The sequence below is a fragment of the Streptomyces sp. NBC_00683 genome (genome assembly GCF_036226745.1).
In the GTDB taxonomy this organism is placed as follows: domain Bacteria; phylum Actinomycetota; class Actinomycetes; order Streptomycetales; family Streptomycetaceae; genus Streptomyces.
Window position 1 is genome coordinate 3,817,009 of sequence record NZ_CP109013.1, and the last position, 16,177, is coordinate 3,833,185.

14 protein-coding genes are annotated in these 16,177 nt (G+C 72.2%); 8 read left to right on the forward strand and 6 right to left on the reverse strand.

What is annotated here, in order from left to right; translation table 11 throughout:
- Nucleotides 1-22 precede the first annotated feature (22 nt).
- From OG257_RS16970 to OG257_RS16995, 6 genes are read right to left on the reverse strand one after another with little or no spacing between them, the layout of a single operon-like run.
- Nucleotides 23-1,681, reverse strand: coding sequence for an FAD-dependent monooxygenase (locus tag OG257_RS16970; RefSeq protein ID WP_329208551.1), 1,659 nt, complete (start codon nt 1,679-1,681; stop codon nt 23-25).
- Nucleotides 1,678-2,979 carry a tryptophan 2,3-dioxygenase gene (locus tag OG257_RS16975; protein WP_329208552.1) on the reverse strand — a complete coding sequence of 434 codons (1,302 nt, stop codon included), beginning with the start codon at nt 2,977-2,979 and terminating at the stop codon, nt 1,678-1,680. Before OG257_RS16975 ends, OG257_RS16970 begins: the two co-directional genes overlap by 4 nt.
- Complete coding sequence (locus tag OG257_RS16980; RefSeq protein WP_329208553.1) at nt 2,976-4,271, reverse strand: aminotransferase class V-fold PLP-dependent enzyme; 1,296 nt, start codon at nt 4,269-4,271, stop codon at nt 2,976-2,978. Before OG257_RS16980 ends, OG257_RS16975 begins: the two co-directional genes overlap by 4 nt.
- The gene (locus OG257_RS16985) at nt 4,268-5,065 is read right to left on the reverse strand and encodes a tryptophan 2,3-dioxygenase family protein (protein ID WP_329208554.1); all 798 of its coding nucleotides are present in this window, start codon (nt 5,063-5,065) and stop codon (nt 4,268-4,270) included. The genes OG257_RS16980 and OG257_RS16985 overlap by 4 nt, the downstream gene beginning before the upstream one ends.
- A gap of 10 nt (nt 5,066-5,075) precedes the next feature.
- Nucleotides 5,076-6,335 (reverse strand): ATP-grasp domain-containing protein, encoded by a 1,260-nt coding sequence (locus OG257_RS16990; RefSeq protein ID WP_329208555.1) that lies wholly within the window; start codon nt 6,333-6,335, stop codon nt 5,076-5,078.
- The gene (locus OG257_RS16995) at nt 6,332-7,696 is read right to left on the reverse strand and encodes a hypothetical protein (RefSeq protein WP_329208556.1); all 1,365 of its coding nucleotides are present in this window, start codon (nt 7,694-7,696) and stop codon (nt 6,332-6,334) included. Before OG257_RS16995 ends, OG257_RS16990 begins: the two co-directional genes overlap by 4 nt.
- 440 nt (nt 7,697-8,136) lie before the next feature.
- On the opposite strand from OG257_RS16995, the gene OG257_RS17000 reads away from it, so the two are divergent.
- Genes OG257_RS17000 through trpA form a run of 8 tightly spaced genes read left to right on the forward strand, consistent with a single transcriptional unit; the run spans nt 8,137 to nt 16,076 of the window.
- The gene (locus OG257_RS17000) at nt 8,137-8,706 is read left to right on the forward strand and encodes an NADPH-dependent FMN reductase (protein ID WP_329208557.1); all 570 of its coding nucleotides are present in this window, start codon (nt 8,137-8,139) and stop codon (nt 8,704-8,706) included.
- A 12-nt stretch (nt 8,707-8,718) separates the two neighbouring features.
- Nucleotides 8,719-9,993 carry an ATP-grasp domain-containing protein gene (locus tag OG257_RS17005; protein WP_329208558.1) on the forward strand — a complete coding sequence of 425 codons (1,275 nt, stop codon included), beginning with the start codon at nt 8,719-8,721 and terminating at the stop codon, nt 9,991-9,993.
- On the forward strand, nt 9,990-11,498 hold the full coding sequence (locus tag OG257_RS17010) for an anthranilate synthase component I family protein (RefSeq protein ID WP_329208559.1): 1,509 nt from the start codon (nt 9,990-9,992) through the stop codon (nt 11,496-11,498). The genes OG257_RS17005 and OG257_RS17010 overlap by 4 nt, the downstream gene beginning before the upstream one ends.
- Nucleotides 11,495-12,115: an anthranilate synthase component II gene (locus OG257_RS17015; RefSeq protein WP_329208560.1), complete on the forward strand. Its 621-nt coding sequence runs from the start codon at nt 11,495-11,497 to the stop codon at nt 12,113-12,115. Before OG257_RS17010 ends, OG257_RS17015 begins: the two co-directional genes overlap by 4 nt.
- Nucleotides 12,112-13,137 (forward strand): anthranilate phosphoribosyltransferase, encoded by a 1,026-nt coding sequence (gene trpD, locus OG257_RS17020; protein ID WP_329208561.1) that lies wholly within the window; start codon nt 12,112-12,114, stop codon nt 13,135-13,137. The genes OG257_RS17015 and trpD overlap by 4 nt, the downstream gene beginning before the upstream one ends.
- Nucleotides 13,138-13,165: 28 nt before the next feature.
- On the forward strand, nt 13,166-13,993 hold the full coding sequence (gene trpC, locus OG257_RS17025) for an indole-3-glycerol phosphate synthase TrpC (RefSeq protein ID WP_329208562.1): 828 nt from the start codon (nt 13,166-13,168) through the stop codon (nt 13,991-13,993).
- Nucleotides 13,990-15,249, forward strand: a complete 1,260-nt coding sequence (gene trpB, locus OG257_RS17030; protein ID WP_329208563.1) for a tryptophan synthase subunit beta — start codon at nt 13,990-13,992, stop codon at nt 15,247-15,249. The genes trpC and trpB overlap by 4 nt, the downstream gene beginning before the upstream one ends.
- Nucleotides 15,246-16,076, forward strand: a complete 831-nt coding sequence (trpA, locus tag OG257_RS17035; RefSeq protein WP_329208564.1) for a tryptophan synthase subunit alpha — start codon at nt 15,246-15,248, stop codon at nt 16,074-16,076. Before trpB ends, trpA begins: the two co-directional genes overlap by 4 nt.
- Nucleotides 16,077-16,177 lie beyond the last annotated feature (101 nt).

Consider the following 16,177-nt stretch of genomic DNA (forward strand, 5'->3'; position numbering starts at 1 on the left):
GGATACGGGAAGGGGAGAGGGGTCAGGCAGCGGCTGCGACGCGCTCGCGGGCGGGCTCGCGGGCGGGCGTGGTGGCCTCGGCGCAGCGGGCGAGTGTGGCGGCGAAGAGCTCGGGCCTGGCGGTGTCGGCCACGGCGCCGATGTGTCCGTCCGGCCGGACGATCAGGCAGGTGCCCTCGGGGGCCCGGTACGCCTCGCGCAGCACGCTGTCGCGGTCGCGGAGCACGGTGACGCCGTCGGGCATGTCGTCGGCGGGTCCGGCGGTCGGGACGGCGAGTTCGCCCTCGCGCAGGACGACGACCAGGTCGGTGTCGAGGCCGCGGGTGTCGGCGAGCGCCCGCTCGGCGAAGGCGCGGGCGGCGGCCCGGTCCTGGGCGAAGTGGAGGACGGTGAACCCGGTTCCGTACAGCTGGCGGATGCGGGCGGCGCCGGGGGCGGTGATCCGCGCGTCGGGGGCGAAGGCGCCCAGCAGCGGGTGCAGTTCGGCGGACTGGATCACGGGCGAGTCGACGTACGTGTGCGGTTCGGCCATCCTGCCGCTGTTGACCTTGTCGCGGGCTCCCTGGAACGGCTGGGAGAGGGTGAGCAGTACCTTGCGCGCGAGACGGCGCACCAGGTTGGGCGGCACCATGAACTTGATGGTTGCCTCGGTGACGGCGAGGTTCTCCTTGGCGGCCGCGTAGCGCTCGTCGTGGTAGGTGTCGAGGAGGGAGTCCCCGGCCTTGCCCTGCATGACCAGGGCCAGCTTCCAGGCGAGGTTGTCGGCGTCCTGGATACCGCTGTTCATGCCGCGGGAGCCGTACGGCGGCAGGGAGTGGGCGGAGTCGCCGGCGAAGAAGATCCGGCCGATGCGGAACTTCTCGACCACGCGCTGGTGGAAGCGGTAGGTGGACAGCCAGTCGATCTCGTAGTCGACGTCGCCGATGACGGCGCGCACCCGCCGGTCGAAGCGGCCGTCCGCGCGCTCGGCCTCGATGTCGGTCTCGGGGGCGAGCTGCCAGTCGATGCGCCAGATGTCGTTGGGCTGCGGGTGCATGACCAGCTGGCGACCCGGGTTGAAGGGCGGGTCGTAGTGGAAGTGGCGCTCCTTGGCGAGCGGCAGCTTCACCTTCAGGTCGGTGATCAGGAAGCGGTCCCGGTGGCTGTAGCCGGTCCACTCGACGCCGGTGAACGTGCGCACGGGGCTGCGGACACCGTCGCAGGCGATCATGTACTGGCAGCGGTAGTCGCGCGGGCCGTCCGGTGTGTCGGCGGAGACGGTGACGGTGTCGCCGTCCTGCTCGACCCCGGTGATCTCGTGGGCCCAGCGGACCTCGCAGAGCGGGTCGGCCTCGACCTTCTCCAGCAGAAGCTGCTCGATCCGGTACTGGGATATGTTCACGAACGGGCCGTAGCCGATCCGGCGGGTGTACTCGGCCGCGCGGATCTCCTTGCCGCGCACATAGGTGCGGGCCGTGGTCCAGGTGACGCCCTCGGCGCCGATGGTCTCGGCGCAGCCGAACTTGTCGAGGGTCTCCAGCACGTCGCCCTGGATGAGGCACGCCTTGGAGCCCTGTCTGCGCAGCTCGGGGTCGCGCTCGAAGAGGACGCTCGGGATGCCGAAGGAGGCGAGGCGGGCCGCCAGGGTCATGCCGACGGGACCGGCACCGACGATGCCTACGGGGATCAGGTCGCTGCTCATGCTGTCTCTTCGCTCTCTGTGCGGGGTGCGGTGCCGGTGAGGGCTTCGGTACGGGCTCCTGTGTCCGTGTCAGGGGCCTCGGTGACGCTGCGGAAGACCGGGATCTTCCGTACCGAGCTGAGGTACGGGGTGCCTTCGGTCGCGCCGGTGCCGGAGCGGGTGCCGAGCATCCGGACGGCGATCCGGTAGTGCGTCTGGCGCCAGCGGCGCAGCGAGCCGGCGAAGCCGAGCATCGAGGCGGTCAGCCGCTCGCGGTCGGCGGCGCTGAAGCGGGGGTCGGCGAGGGCGGCGCCGCAGGCCTCGTCGAGGGTGGGCTGGCCGGCCAGGACCCGCTCGTGCACCTCGGGGGTGGAGCGGTAGGCGGGCGAGTCGAGCCGGTCCTTGTCGGGCACCCGGCACAGGGACTCGACCAGCTTGTAGTTGCGGGACTGGATGGCGCTCGCGCCGTCGGTGAAGTCCCGGAAGACGCGGAAGGATTCGACCTGCATGGTGGCCAGCAGCGAGAACAGCGGTGCCGACTCGGCGAGAACGGTCTCGGCGACCGCGAGGTGCCCGGTGGCGTCCCCTGTCCGGGCGTCGTCCAGGTCGCCGATGGCCGTACGGATGCTCAGGGCCAGCAGCGCGAAGGTGGTCTCGAAGGTCTGCAGCACGCGGATGAACATGTGCTCGTCGTGCGATATGTAGACCGGCAGCATGCTGAGCTTCAGCACCTGGCGCTCGCGCGGGTCCAGCAGCTCTGCGTCGGCCAGCTCCCACAGCTGGGCGGCCTGCTGAACCGGTTCGGCGGCGGTGAGCCGCTCGCCGTACCCGAGCCTGGCGAGCGCGGGCTTGGCCACCCGGACGGCGAGCCGGCAGCGCTTCTCCACCATCCGGGCGTCGGGCCGCATCTCCGGGAGCCACTCGGTGCGTCCCTCGGCGGCGGCCAGTTCGAACCGCAGGAGGTCGGCCAGGAGCTGGACGGTCAGCCGGTCCCGGGTGACCCGGGCGGCCTCGGCGGCTGCCGGCCCGTCGTCGGCGGTCGGCAGGCCGAGCACGCTGAGGGAGGTGTACGAGGGGTAGTCGTACCGGCCGTCCCACTTGTCGAGCGCGGTGTCCAGGAAACGGTCGAGCAGCAGGCGGTCCGCCGCGTCGGCGGGCGTCGGCGCCTCGGGGGCGAGCCGCTCCCTGGCCAGGGCCAGGGACTTGAGGATCTCGTCGGGGACGAAGTGCTTGCCGACGCGGTGGAACTCGTGGGTCACGGCGGGGTACGGGAAGCGGCTGGGTACGGGATCGGTCAGCCAGTCGGTCAGCTCTTTCACGCTGCGGGTCTCACTTTCGGGAGTGGGACGGTGAGGGCGGGGCCGGTCAGTGCGCGGAACTCGCGCATGGCCTGGCAGAGGGCCTCCACGTCGTCCGTGGAGTTGTAGTAGTGGAAGGACAGGCGCACGACGGGCCCGCGTGGGCTGACGGCGATGCCCTGGCCCGCGAGCCAGCCGGCGAGGGCGCGCGGGTCGGCGTCGTACAGGCCGAGGTGGGCGCCCTGCAGTTCCGGCCTCTCGGCCTTGCGGACCCGTTCGCCCTGGGCGGTGAGGGTGCGCGCGGTGCGGTCGGTCAGGGCACCGACGTGGCGCCGTACGTCGGTCATGTCGACGCCCCGGAACAGGCCGAGCGCCGCGTTGGCGGCGTACACGGCGGGCACCGCCGGGGTGCCGGTCTCGAAGCGCCGGGCGATGGCCGGGAAGTCCAGCCGCAGCGGGTCGAAAGCCATCGGCTCCACGCGCCCGAACCAGCCTGTGAGCTGCGGGTCCTGATCGCTGGTCAGTCCGGCGCGGGCGTAGAGGAAGGCCAGGCCGGGGAGTCCGGCCAGGTACTTCATCGTCCCCGCGACGAGGTAGTCGCAGCCGATGTCGGCGACGTCCACGGACATGACGCCGACGGCCTGGTAGGCGTCGACGAAGGTCAGCGCCCCGGCGGACCGGCCGGCCTCGACGATCTCCGAGACCGGCGGCCGCTCGGCGAACTGGTAGGTGGACATCGGGACCGACACCAGCGCGGTGCTGTCGCCCATGGCCGCCGTGTAGTCGGAGGCCCGGATGCGGCCGGTGGCCTGGTCGCCCGTGAAGATCACCCGGGCGCCGCGCGGCCGCTGGGCGAGCCAGACGTGCGCGACGGACGGGAACTCCTCGACGGTGGTGACGATGTCGACCCGGGTCTCCAGCGAGAGTGTGGAGACCACCTGGTAGGCGCCGACGGAGGCGTTGGGCAGGATCGCGATCTGGTCCGGACCGGCGCCGATCAGGTCCGCGAAGCGCTGCCGGGCCTCCTCGATCTCCTGCTCGAACCGGCCCCAGGGTGCGCCGTGGGCCGTGATGGCCTCCTGCATCCGCTCCAGCGCCTCGTCGACCGCGTCGGACCGGGCACCGAGACTGCAGCTGGCCAGGTGGACCGTCCGCTCCAGCATCGGGAAGCCGCGGCGGAATGCGGCGGCCGTGACGTCCCCGACGAGGCGGTCGGGGGTGGCCGGAGCGGGCGCGGTGGCAGGAGCCGACGTGGTGGCCGGAGCCGGCGCGGTGGTCTGGGCGGGCGCGGTGGCCGCGCTGCCGCGGCTCATGCCGTGCTCGTCCCGGCGGGCGGCGCGCTGCCGCCTCCGGTCATCGGGCAGACGGGCGGCGCGGCCTCCGCGGCGTACTCGGGAGCCGGTTCGTCGTCACCCATGGGACCGGACAGGGTCAACTCGGTCCGCAGTTCCCACAGTTGCGGGAAGAACTTGTGGCTGATCAGCGTGGCCAGGAAGTCGCTCGGCGCGCCCTTGGTGCCGACCACGGAGTGGCCGATGACCCGGGTGACCATCTTGTAGTGCTGGGTGCGCCACAGCGAGATCCGCTCGTCCCAGTCGATCATCGCCTCGGCCAGCCGGTAGTCGGCGGTGTCGTGGCCGCTGCGGTAGACCTCCACGAGGTCGGTGCCGCGCGCCTCGATCAGCCGGCGGAAGGACTTGTCGATGTCCTGGCTGACCATCCGGACTTCTTTCCAGCCCGGGGACTCGAAGCCCGAGCCGTGCCCGAGGACGGTGCGGATGATCTGGAAGTCCGAGGGGGCGAGGTGCCGCATCATCTCCAGCTGGTCGGCGGTCATCCGTACGCCGAGAGAGGCGCGGGCGAGCAGCCTGGCCGCGGTGTCCGGCTGCCCCGCGTCGATCTGCCGGCCCGCCTCCGCGACCTCGTAGCAGGCGAGCTTGAGCCACAGCTCGGTCGACTGGTGGACGACCTGGAAGAGCATCTCGTCCCGGTGGATCATGTCCTCCGGGCGGCGCTGGAGCGACAGCAGCGTGTCGGTCCGCATGTAGCGCGTGTAGTCGTTGTCCCCTTCTCCTTCGAGTACGGGAACCGAGTAGTCCTTGGACACGGTGCTCCAGTCAGGCGTTCGTGGTGGACAGGGCGAGCGGCTCGGCGCGCACCCGGAAGTCCGTGGCGGTGGCGGTGATGGCCGCCTCGGTGGCGGCGCCGTCGGCGGCCCGGAAGCGGAAGCGGCCGCCGACGTGCTCGTAGTAGGCGTCCGCGTCGGGCAGTACCTCGCCCGGGTGCAGGACGACCTCGGCGTAAGGGCCTTCGGCGCGGCCGGTCATGGAGGTGGACTCGGTGATCCGGCAGGGCCGTTCGGCCGGTGCGGGCATGAGCATCCAGCCGGCCACCTCGTCGGCGGCGTACGGCGCTGCGGCGGTGGGCGGCACCGGCGGCAGCGGGCGGTCCAGCTGCAGCTGCCAGGCGGCGTGCATCAGGTCGTAGCCGTGCACCTCGCGCCAGAGGAAGGGGATCTCGGCGCCGCCGACGCGGGCACCGCACTCCAGGAAGCGGCAGACGGTGCTCCCGTCCGGGGCGCGGTCGAGGAACAGTTCGAGGTGGAAGACGGTGGCGCGGCCCGGGGACAGCGCGCCGAGGTAGGCGGTGGCGGCGCGGTCGACGGCCGCGTTGACCTCGGGGTCGTCGATCTCGACGGAGCCGAGGAACGTACCGCCGCGGAAGCCCAGGCAGGTGTTGAGGTAGCGGGAGGCCCGCCAGGCCAGCAGCCGCTGCCCGTCGAAGACGCCGTCCACATGGGAGATCGGAGCCTCCACGAAGGCCTGCACCAGCATCGGTTCGCTGTCCAGGTCCAGGCCGGTGACGTCCTCGGGGCCGTCGACCCGGACCACGCCGGCGCTCGAACTGCCGGTGCGCGGCTTGACGATGACCGGCCAGCCGGCTGCCGCGCCGAAGGCGAGTACCGCGGCGGTGTCGGTGGCGGCGGCGAAGTCCGGTACGTCCAGGCCGGCGTCCGCCACGGCCCGGCACATCACGTACTTGTCGCGGAAGACGATCTGCGACGGCTGGCGGGGGCCCGGGACGTCCCACTCCTCGCGGAGTGCGGCGCCGACCAGCAGGTCGTCCTCCTTGAGGGCGACGATCGCGGCGGGCGCGCCGTGCCGGGTGGCGAGCGCGCGGACCTCGGTACGGACCCGCTCCAGGTCGTCGGTGGCGGGAACCAGCACGACCTCGTGGGCCTGGGCCGGTACGGAGCCGGTGCCGACCTCGGTGGTCACATAACTGACCCGGTTCTCGGCATGGTCGATATAACTGGTGAATTCTGCGTATCGCTCGCGCCAGCGGTTGATCACGACAATGTGCGGACGGTCGGTCATATGCGGGACTCCTCGAATTCGGCTTCCGGGTAGGTGAATACACAGGTGCCGCGGGTTCCGGGATTCGCGTACGTGATCACGGCACCGTCCCGCGGTTGCAGGGCGCGGCAGAATGCGCCACCGAATCCCTGGGGGGTGACGAAAATCCCCCAGTTCGCGACCCATTCCCCGGTGTTTCCGGTCTCCGGATCGACAACCGTTTCCAGGGCCGGTACGACCAGTTCCTGCGCGACGTAGTCCCGTACGGCGGTGGCCTCCAGGGCCTCCTCCCACTGGGCGTCGGTGACATCGCGGCCGATCACCACGCCGTCGGCGCTGTACCCGATGCCCGGCTTGAGGACGAGCGCGGCGCGGTGCGCACGGGCGTGGGCGAGGGCGTCGTCGGAGCCTTCGGTGCCGAGCACCCAGGTGCGCGGCAGCACCCGGTCGACCAGCTCCCGCTCGGCGTCGGTCAGCGCGGCGCGGACGGCCGGCAGGTGCAGCAGGCCGAGCGCGGCCTTGCTGGTGAACAGGGCTCCTTCGAGCGGGGTGAACTGGGCGGTGCGGCCTGCCGCGTGGGCCTGGTTGAGCCGCGTCAGGGCGGCGCGGGCGACCGGGTGGCCGGCGATCTGGCCGGCGGCGAAGTAGCGCAGGACGACATCGACGGGGCGGCCGTGCAGGGCGAGCTTGCCGTCCGTCTCCTCGGTCAGCTCCTGGATCTCGCCGAGCAGCAGCTCGATGCCGTGGCGGCTCATGTCCTCCTGTATGGAGAGGAAGACGCTGTTGTGGTCGCCGAGCGCGTCCGGGCCCTCGATCAGGGCCACCACCGGGCTCACCGGGTCGGCGCCCTCGACCCCGGCGGCCGCCGCACGCAGCTCGGCCACGAGGTGGTCCATGGTGTCGGTGTGGCCGAGGTCGTTGGCCTCGGCGAAGGCGCGGAAGGCGGGGACTTCGAGGAAGGCCCGGTTGAGCTGGGCGCTGTCCACGCCGCCGAGTTCGCTGCCGACGTTGAGCTCCAGCAGCCGGAAGCCGGTGCCGTCGTGGAAGGCGTCGGCGCGGGCGTACAGCAGAGGGTCGCCGGTCGCGCCCTCGCTCATCACCTCGACGAGCTCCTCGGGCAGCCCGATGGCCGCGCCGTAGCGGTTCAGGTCGCCGTCGAAGCAGCGGCCCGGCAGTGAGACGAGGATCCGGAAGACCGCCGCGAGGTCGTCGGCGAAGGCGCCGATCTCCCGCTCGGAGACGAAGATCGGGCGGGGCAGCAGGACGTGCCCGTAAGCCTTGCCGTACTCCGCCGGGACGGTGGTCCGCGAGGTCAGGGTGCGTAGTCCGCTGTCCGGATTCGCTGATTCCGTGAGGTAGCGGACGGTGGCTGAATTCTCCATGGGCGGTCTCCTTTTCTTCCGGATCGGGGCGTGCCGGATCACGGCGGCGCCGAAAAGCCGGGGAAATTCAGGGAACTTGAGGAAGGTGGAGGATCGAAGAATCGAAAGCGGTCGGGGAACTCGTGTGTTCGGCAGAGCTCGCACGATCGGGAAGCTGCGGGTTTCAGGCGGTGGAATCGATCCGCGGTGACGTGATTTCACTGTGGCACCGCCGTCGGCCGCCGGCGCCGTCGGCCGGGCTGCGCGTTTACGGCTGTCGTGAATACGCCAGGGGGTTCCCGGAGGCCATAATGGGCCGGACCCGGACGAAACGGCAGGGGCGGGGGTTGGCACGGTTGCGCACCGCTCGGCCTGCTGCTTACCTACTAGCAGTTCAGGAGGCCTGCGCCCCTCCGGACGATCCGCGGTGACACCGGACCGTCCACAAGGGAGAACACGCCATGCCCCGCCTGCAGTTCATCGTCGCCAGCACCCGCCCCGGCCGCGTCGGCCCCGCCGTCGCCGCCTGGGCCGCCGAGGAAGCCCGTCGGCACGGCAGCTTCGACATCGAGACCGTCGACCTCGCCGAGATCGGCCTGCCCTTCTTCGACGAGCCCGAGCACCCCTCCGAGGCCGCGTACGTCCACCAGCACACCAAGGACTGGAGCGCCACGGTCTCCCGCGGCGACGCCTACGTCTTCGTGATGCCGATGTACAACGGCACTTTCACCGCGCCGCTGAAGAACGCCATCGACTTCCTCTACCAGGAGTGGCAGGACAAGCCGGTCGCCCTCCTCAGCTACACGGCCGGCCCCTCGGGCGGCGTACCCGCCGTCGAGGCGATCCGCCCGATCCTCACCCGCATCGGCTTCCGCGCCGCCGAGCGCAGCATCTCCGTCCCCGGCATCGCGGAGCTGACCGGTCCCGACGGGTTCCGTGCCCCGGAGGGCCTCGCCGTCGAACTGGGCGGCGTACTCGACGAGGTGGCCAAGCTGCTCGCCGACACCGACGCCGCCCCCGCGCAGGTCTGAGAGGAAGCAGCCATGACCGCACCGTCCCCGCAGTCCGCGCCTGTCCCCGCCGAGCGCCTGGTCGTCGTCGGCAGCGGCGGCCGCCCGTACCGCGAGTACTCCTTCCAGTCCCTGCAGGCGCGCTACACCCTCTCCGCGGTGCTGTCCGCCGAGCCGACCTGGCAGCGTGAGTACCTGGATTCGTACATCGTCGCCGACCTGTCCGATCCGCTCGCGATCGCCGACGCCGTCCTCTCCCTCGCCGGCCCCGGCAACCCCTCCGTCGCCGTCCTGACCTGGGACGAGACAGCGGTCGAGGCCACCGCCGAGGCCGCGGCCAAGCTCGGACTGCCGCAGCTGTCGGCCGAGGCCGCCCGCCACTGCCGTGACAAGTACGCCACCCGCTCGCTGATGTCCGATGCCGGCCTCGGCGCCGTCCGCCACCGGCTCGTGACCGACGCGGACCAAGCCGTCGCCGCAGCCGACGAGTTCGGCTACCCCGTCGTCCTCAAGCCCCGCGCCCTGGCCGGCAGCATCGGTGTGACCCGCGCCGACGACGAGAGTCAGGTGCGGGAGGCCTTCGCGCTCGCCGACGGAGCCGCCTTCGCCACGCTCCCCACCGGCCACGGCATCCTCGTCGAGGAGTTCCTCGACGGCCCCGAGATCAGCATCGACAGCGCCGTCCACGACGGTGCCGTCCACATCGTCCACATCGCCCGCAAGCGGCTCGGATTCACGCCGTACTTCGAGGAGGTCGGCCACCTCGTCGCCGCCTCGTACGACGAACCGTGGACTGACGAGGTGCGCGCACTGGTCACCGGCGCCCACCGGGTACTCGGCGTCACCACGGGCGTGACCCACGCCGAGGTCCGCCTCACCTCGCGCGGCCCGCGCCTCATCGAGCTCAATGCCCGCCTCGGCGGCGACCTGATTCCCTTCATCAGCGCCTTCGCCACCGGCATCGACCTGGTGAGGGCAGCCGCCGAACTGGCCTTCGGCCGCCTTCCCGACCTCACCCCGACCCGCGATCTCACCGCCGAGATCCGGTTCGTCTACTCCGGCACCGACGGCCACGCCCGCGCGCTCGACCTCACCGCGGCCGCGGCCGTACCCGGCATCGCGCACACCGCCGTCCTCGCCGAGCCCGGCGACCGGCTGCTGCTGCCGCCCCGTCAGGCGATCCCGCGGCTGGCCGCGCTGGTCGCCGTGGGACCGGACGAGGGCGCCTGCGGGCAGGCCCTGGACCGGGCCGAAGCCGTCGTGGACCGTACGACGGACCCACTCCGGGAGACGGAGGCCGACGCATGACCGCTCCCGTCGCCGTCTCCGCCCCTGTCGTCGCGGGCGTCGTCCCCGGCCCTGACGCGGCACGTGTCCTGGCCGCCGCGCACGCCTACGTTCCGCTCTACATCGAGCTGCTCGCCGACACCCTCTCCCCGGTCACCGCGTTCGCCCGGCTGTGCGGCCCCGGTCTGGAGGAGCCCGGTCTGCTGCTGGAGAGCGTCATCGGAACCGACAACAGCATCGCGGTCGGCCGCTACTCGTACATCGCGCACCGCACCCGTCCCGTCCCGCTCGGCGACGGCGACCCGCTCGTCGCACTGCGGCCGCTGGCCGACCGTGACGTCGCGCGCGTCCCCGGGCTGCCGCCCTTCCACGGCGGCGCAGTCGGCTATCTCGGCTACGAGAGCGCCCGCCACTTCGAGAGCCTCCCCACAGCCCCCGGACCCGGTCCCGGCATGCCCGAATCGGTGTTCCTGCAGGCCGACGACCTGGTCGTGTTCGACCACGCCACCCGCCGGCTGCTGATCACCACGCTCCACGACACCGCCGCCGAGACGTACGAGGACGCCGTCGGCCGGCTCACCGCCACCCGCGACCACCTGTTCGGCGACCAGCCGCACCGCCACCACGGTCCGGGCAGCGCCGGAACGCGGCCGCTCGCACCGGCCCGTACCGCCGAACAGCAGGACCGCTCCGCCTGGCACGCGCACACCAGCGAGGAGCGCTTCCTCGGCATGGTCGACACCGCCCGCGAGTACATACGGGCCGGCGACATCTTCCAGGTCGTGCTCTCCCAGCGGTTCAGCAAGCCGCTCGCCGCCGAACCCCTCGACGTCTACCGCCACCTGCGCGCCGTCAACCCGTCGCCGTACATGTTCCACCTCGCCCTCGGCGGCGGCAGGCACGTCATCGGCGCCTCGCCGGAACTGCTGGTGAAGGTCGAGGACGGCCGGGCGCAGACCCGCCCGCTCGCCGGCACCCGCTGGCGCGGCACCGACGCCGCGACCGACGCCGCACTCGAAGCCGAACTCCTCGCCGACGAGAAGGAACGCGCCGAGCACGTCATGCTCGTGGACCTCGGCCGCAACGACATCGGCCGGGTCGCCGCGCCCGGCACCGTGCGGGTGGACCGGCTGATGGAGGTCGAGCGCTACTCGCACGTCATGCACCTGTCCTCGACCGTCAGCGGAGACCTCGCCGACGGCCGCACCCCGTTGGACGCGCTGCGCTCCACCTTCCCGGCGGGCACCGTCTCCGGCGCCCCCAAGATCCGGGCCATGGAGATCATCGCCGAGCTGGAGGAAGAGCGGCGCGGCGTGTACGGCGGTGCCCTCGGCTTCATCGGCACCGGCGGCAGCCTGGACACGGCGATCGCCCTGCGCACCCTGGTCATCGCCGACGGGAAGGCCTGGGTCCAGGCCGGTGCCGGGGTGGTCGCCGATTCCGACCCGGCCGCCGAGTACCGCGAGACCCTCAACAAGGCGCAGGCCCTGTTCGCCGCCGTGGAACGGGCGGAGGCGTCGACATGAGCCGACACAACCGTGCGCCGGTCCGCGTCGCCGTCGTCGACAACTACGACTCCTTCACCTACAACCTCGTCCAGTACCTCGCACAGGCCGGGGCCGAACCCGTCGTCCACCGCAACGACAGCGTCACCACCGGGCAACTCGCCGCCCACGACGCCGTCCTGATCTCACCCGGCCCCGGCACCCCCGGCCAGGCCGGCATCAGTCTCGCCGCCGTCCGCGACCTCAGCGGCCGGCTCCCCCTCCTCGGCGTCTGCCTCGGCCACCAGTCCATGGCGGAGGCGTTCGGCGCCGAGGTGGTCCGGGTGGGCCCGGTGCACGGCAAGACGGAACAGGTACGGCACGACGGCACCGGCGTCCTCGCCGGCCTGCCCGACCCGTTCACCGCGACCCGCTACCACTCGCTCGCCGTCGACCTCGTGACCATGCCCGACGAGCTCCTCGCCAACGCCTGGGCCCAGGACGGCACGGTCATGGGTCTGCGCCATCGCACCCACCCCACGTACGGGGTGCAGTTCCACCCCGAGTCCGTCCTCACCGAGCAGGGCATGCGCATCGTCGTCAACTTCGTCGAGTCCGTCGAACACTTCCACTCACACCCACTTGAGGGGGTCCGGTGAAAACCGCTCTGCGCACGCTGGCCGAGGGCGGCCGGCTGACCCGTGAACAGGCCGGACGGGCCATGGCCGCCGTACTCGGCGGAGAAGCGACTCCCGGCCAGATAGCCGGCTTCGCCATGGCGCTGTCCGCCCGGCGTGCCGACATCGAGGAGATCGTCGGACTGGTCGCCACGGCCCGCGCCTTCGGCGCCCGGCTGACCGGCGACGGCCGGGTCCTGGACACCTGCGGCACCGGCGGCGACGGTCACGACACCTTCAACATCTCGACGACCGCGGCCGTCGTCGCCGCCGCCTGCGGGGTCCCCGTCGCGAAGCACGGCAACCGCAGTGCCTCCTCCGCCTGCGGCAGCGCCGACGTCCTCGAAGCACTGGGCGTACGCATCGACCTGGGTCCGGAACAGGCCGCGGCCTGTCTGGAGGAGGTCGGCATCACCTTCCTGTTCGCGCCGGTCTTCCAGCCCGCCTTCAGGTACGCGGCCGGACCCCGCCGGGAACTGGGCGTACGGACCGTCTTCAACGTCCTCGGACCGCTCTGCAACCCGGCCGGCGCCCGCTACCAGACCCTCGGGGTCTCCGACCCGGCCCTGCTCGAAGTGATGGCCGAGGTCCTGCACCGGCTCGGCACCGAGCGCGCCCTGGTGTTCTGCGCCGACGACGGCCTGGACGAGCTGAGCACCTGCTCGCCGTCGCGCGTGGTGGAACTGACCGCCGGCACCACCACCTCCTACCGGCTCGACCCCGCCGACCTGGGCCTCGCCCCCGCCACCCTGGCGGACCTGCGGGGTGGCGACGCCGCTGCCAACGCGGAGACCGTCCGCCGGATCCTGGCGGGCGAACCCGGCCCGCGCCGGGACATCGTCCTGCTCAACACGGCCGCCGCCCTGCGCGCGGCAGGCCGGTGCGAGGACTGGTCGGCGGGCATCGCCCGGGCCGCCGAGGCCATCGACAGCGGCCGCGCGGCCGCCGTCCTGGACAACTGGGTGGCGGCGGGCGCCCGGCCGGTCGCCCGGGCCGCCGCATGACACCGCGACGCGAACAAGGAGCACCACGTTGACCAGCCGAACCGTCATGCCCGGCCTGCTCGGGGAGCTGATCGAGGCCGCGCACCGTCAGACGGCGTCCCGCCGAGCCGAGTTCCCCCTGGCCGAGGTGGAGAACAGGGCCAGGACCGCCCCCGTCGTACGGGACTTCGGGGCGGCCCTGCGGGCACCCGGGCTCGGCGTCATCGCCGAGCTCAAGCCCCGCAGCCCGCTGAAGGGCCCGCTCACCGACGACTACCGGCCCGCCGAACTGGCCCGGCGCTACGAGGCCGGCGGCGCCTGCGCGCTGTCCGTCCTCGCGCACACCGAGGGCTTCGGCGGCCGCCCCGAGGACCTCGCGACCGTACGGGAGGCCGTGGACCTCCCCGTCATGCGCAAGGACTTCATCGTCGACGAGTACCAGATCGCCGAGGCCCGCGCGTACGGGGCGGACGCCGTCCTGCTCGTGGTCGCCGCCCTCAGCGAGCAGCGGCTGGCCGAGCTGTACACGTACGCCCAGGGCCAGGGCCTGCACATCCTGGTGGAGGTGCACAGCGAGGCGGAGGCGCGCACCGCGCTCGCGCTGGGCGCCCTCAACATCGGGGTCAACCACCGCGATCTGCGGGACTTCCGGATCGACCTGGGCCTCACCGGCCGGCTCCGGGCGCAGGTGCCCGCGGACCGGGTGCTCGTCGCGGAGAGCGGCGTACGGAGCCCGGCGGACGCCCGGCGGCTGCGCGCCGACGGGGCGGACGCGGTGCTGGTGGGAGAGACCCTGATGCGGTCGGCCGACCCGGCGGCGGCGGTGGCGGAACTGAAGAACTCGCACGCCCACGGAACCACTCAGGAGAGGTCATGACGACCACGACCGGTGCGCCGGCCACCTCGTTCATTCCCGCCCCGAAGGGGCATGTCCCCAGCGACGAGGGCTACTTCGGCGCGTACGGCGGCAAGTTCATCCCCGAGGCGCTCGTCGCCGCGGTCGACGAGGTCGCCGTCGAGTACGACAAGGCCAGGTCGGACCCGGCGTTCGCCGACGAGCTGAACGACCTGTTGGTCAACTACACGGGCCGGCCGAATCCGCTCACCGAGGTGTCGCGCTTCGCCGAACACGCGGGCGGGGCACGGATCTTCCTCAAGCGGGAAGACCTCAACCACACCGGCTCACACAAGATCAACAATGTGCTGGGCCAGGCGCTGCTCACCAAGCGCATGGGCAAGACCCGGGTGATCGCGGAGACCGGCGCCGGCCAGCACGGTGTCGCGACCGCCACCGCGTGTGCCCTCTTCGGCCTCGAATGCACCATCTACATGGGCGAGATCGACACGCAGCGCCAAGCGCTCAACGTGGCCCGGATGCGGATGCTCGGCGCCGAGGTCATCGCCGTGAAGTCGGGCAGCCGGACGCTGAAGGACGCCATCAACGAGGCGTTCCGCGACTGGGTCGCCAACGTCGACCGTACGCACTACCTCTTCGGCACGGTCGCCGGCCCGCACCCCTTCCCCGCCATGGTCCGCGACTTCCACCGGGTCATCGGGGTCGAGGCGCGCCGTCAGATCCTGCAGCACGCGGGACGGCTGCCCGACGCGGCTGTGGCCTGCGTGGGCGGCGGGTCCAACGCCATCGGCCTCTTCCACGCCTTCATCCCGGACGCGGGCGTCCGTCTGGTCGGCTGCGAGCCGGCCGGGCACGGCATCGAGACCGGCGAGCACGCGGCCACCCTGTCCGCGGGCGAGCCCGGAATCCTGCACGGCTCGCGCAGTTACGTCCTCCAGGACGAGGAGGGCCAGATCACCGAGCCCTACTCCATCTCGGCGGGCCTCGACTACCCGGGCATCGGCCCCGAGCACTCGTACCTCAAGGACACCGGGCGCGGCGAGTACCGGGCGATCACCGACGACCAGGCCATGCAGGCCCTGCTCCTGCTGTCGCGCACCGAGGGCATCATCCCGGCGATCGAGTCCGCGCACGCCCTGGCCGGCGCCCTCGACCTGGGCAGGGAACTGGGCAAGGACGGCCTGATCGTGGTCAACCTGTCCGGCCGCGGCGACAAGGACATGGACACCGCCGCCCGCTACTTCGGCCTGTACGACTCCGAGGGGGAGAACAAGTGAGCACGGCCACCGCCACCAGGGGACGCATCCAGCTGCTGAGCGACACGCTCGCCAAGGCGAGGTCCGAGGACCGGGCAGCCCTCATCGCCTACCTCCCGGCGGGGTTCCCGACCGTCGACGGCGGTATCGAGGCGGTCAAGGCGGTCATCGCGGGCGGCGCGGACGTGGTCGAGGTCGGCCTGCCGCACAGCGACCCGGTGCTCGACGGCCCGGTCATCCAGACCGCCGACGACATCGCGCTGCGGGGTGGGGTGAAGATCGCCGACGTGATGCGTACGGTCCGCGAGGCGCACGCGGCGACGGGGGCCCCGGTGCTCGTCATGACGTACTGGAACCCGATCGACCGGTACGGCGTCGAGCGCTTCACGGCGGAGCTGGCCGAGGCCGGCGGGGCGGGCTGCATCCTGCCCGACCTGCCGGTCCAGGAGTCCGCACTGTGGCGTGAGTGTGCGCAGAAGCACGGTCTCGCGACCGTCTTCGTCGTGGCTCCCAGCAGCAAGGACGAACGCCTGGCGACCATCACCGAAGCCGGTTCCGGCTTCGTGTACGCCGCCTCGCTGATGGGCGTCACGGGCACCCGCGCGTCCGTGGGCGCGCAGGCCAAGGAGCTGGTGCGCCGCACCCGGGCCACCACCGAGCTGCCGGTCTGCGTCGGTCTCGGCGTCTCCGACGCCGTCCAGGCCAAGGAGGTCGCGGGCTTCGCGGACGGTGTGATCGTCGGCTCGGCGTTCGTGAAGCTGCTGCTCGACGCGCCGGATCTGCCGGCCGGCCTGGCCGCCGTACGGTCGCTGGCCGGCGAGCTCGCGGAAGGAGTGCGCAGGGGCTGACACAGGTGCGTCCACGGACCGAGGGGGCGCGGCGCCGCTCCTGTACGGCCGTCCTCGCCGGGCTCAGCCCCCGAGGGCGGCCGCCGCCGCGACAACGATGA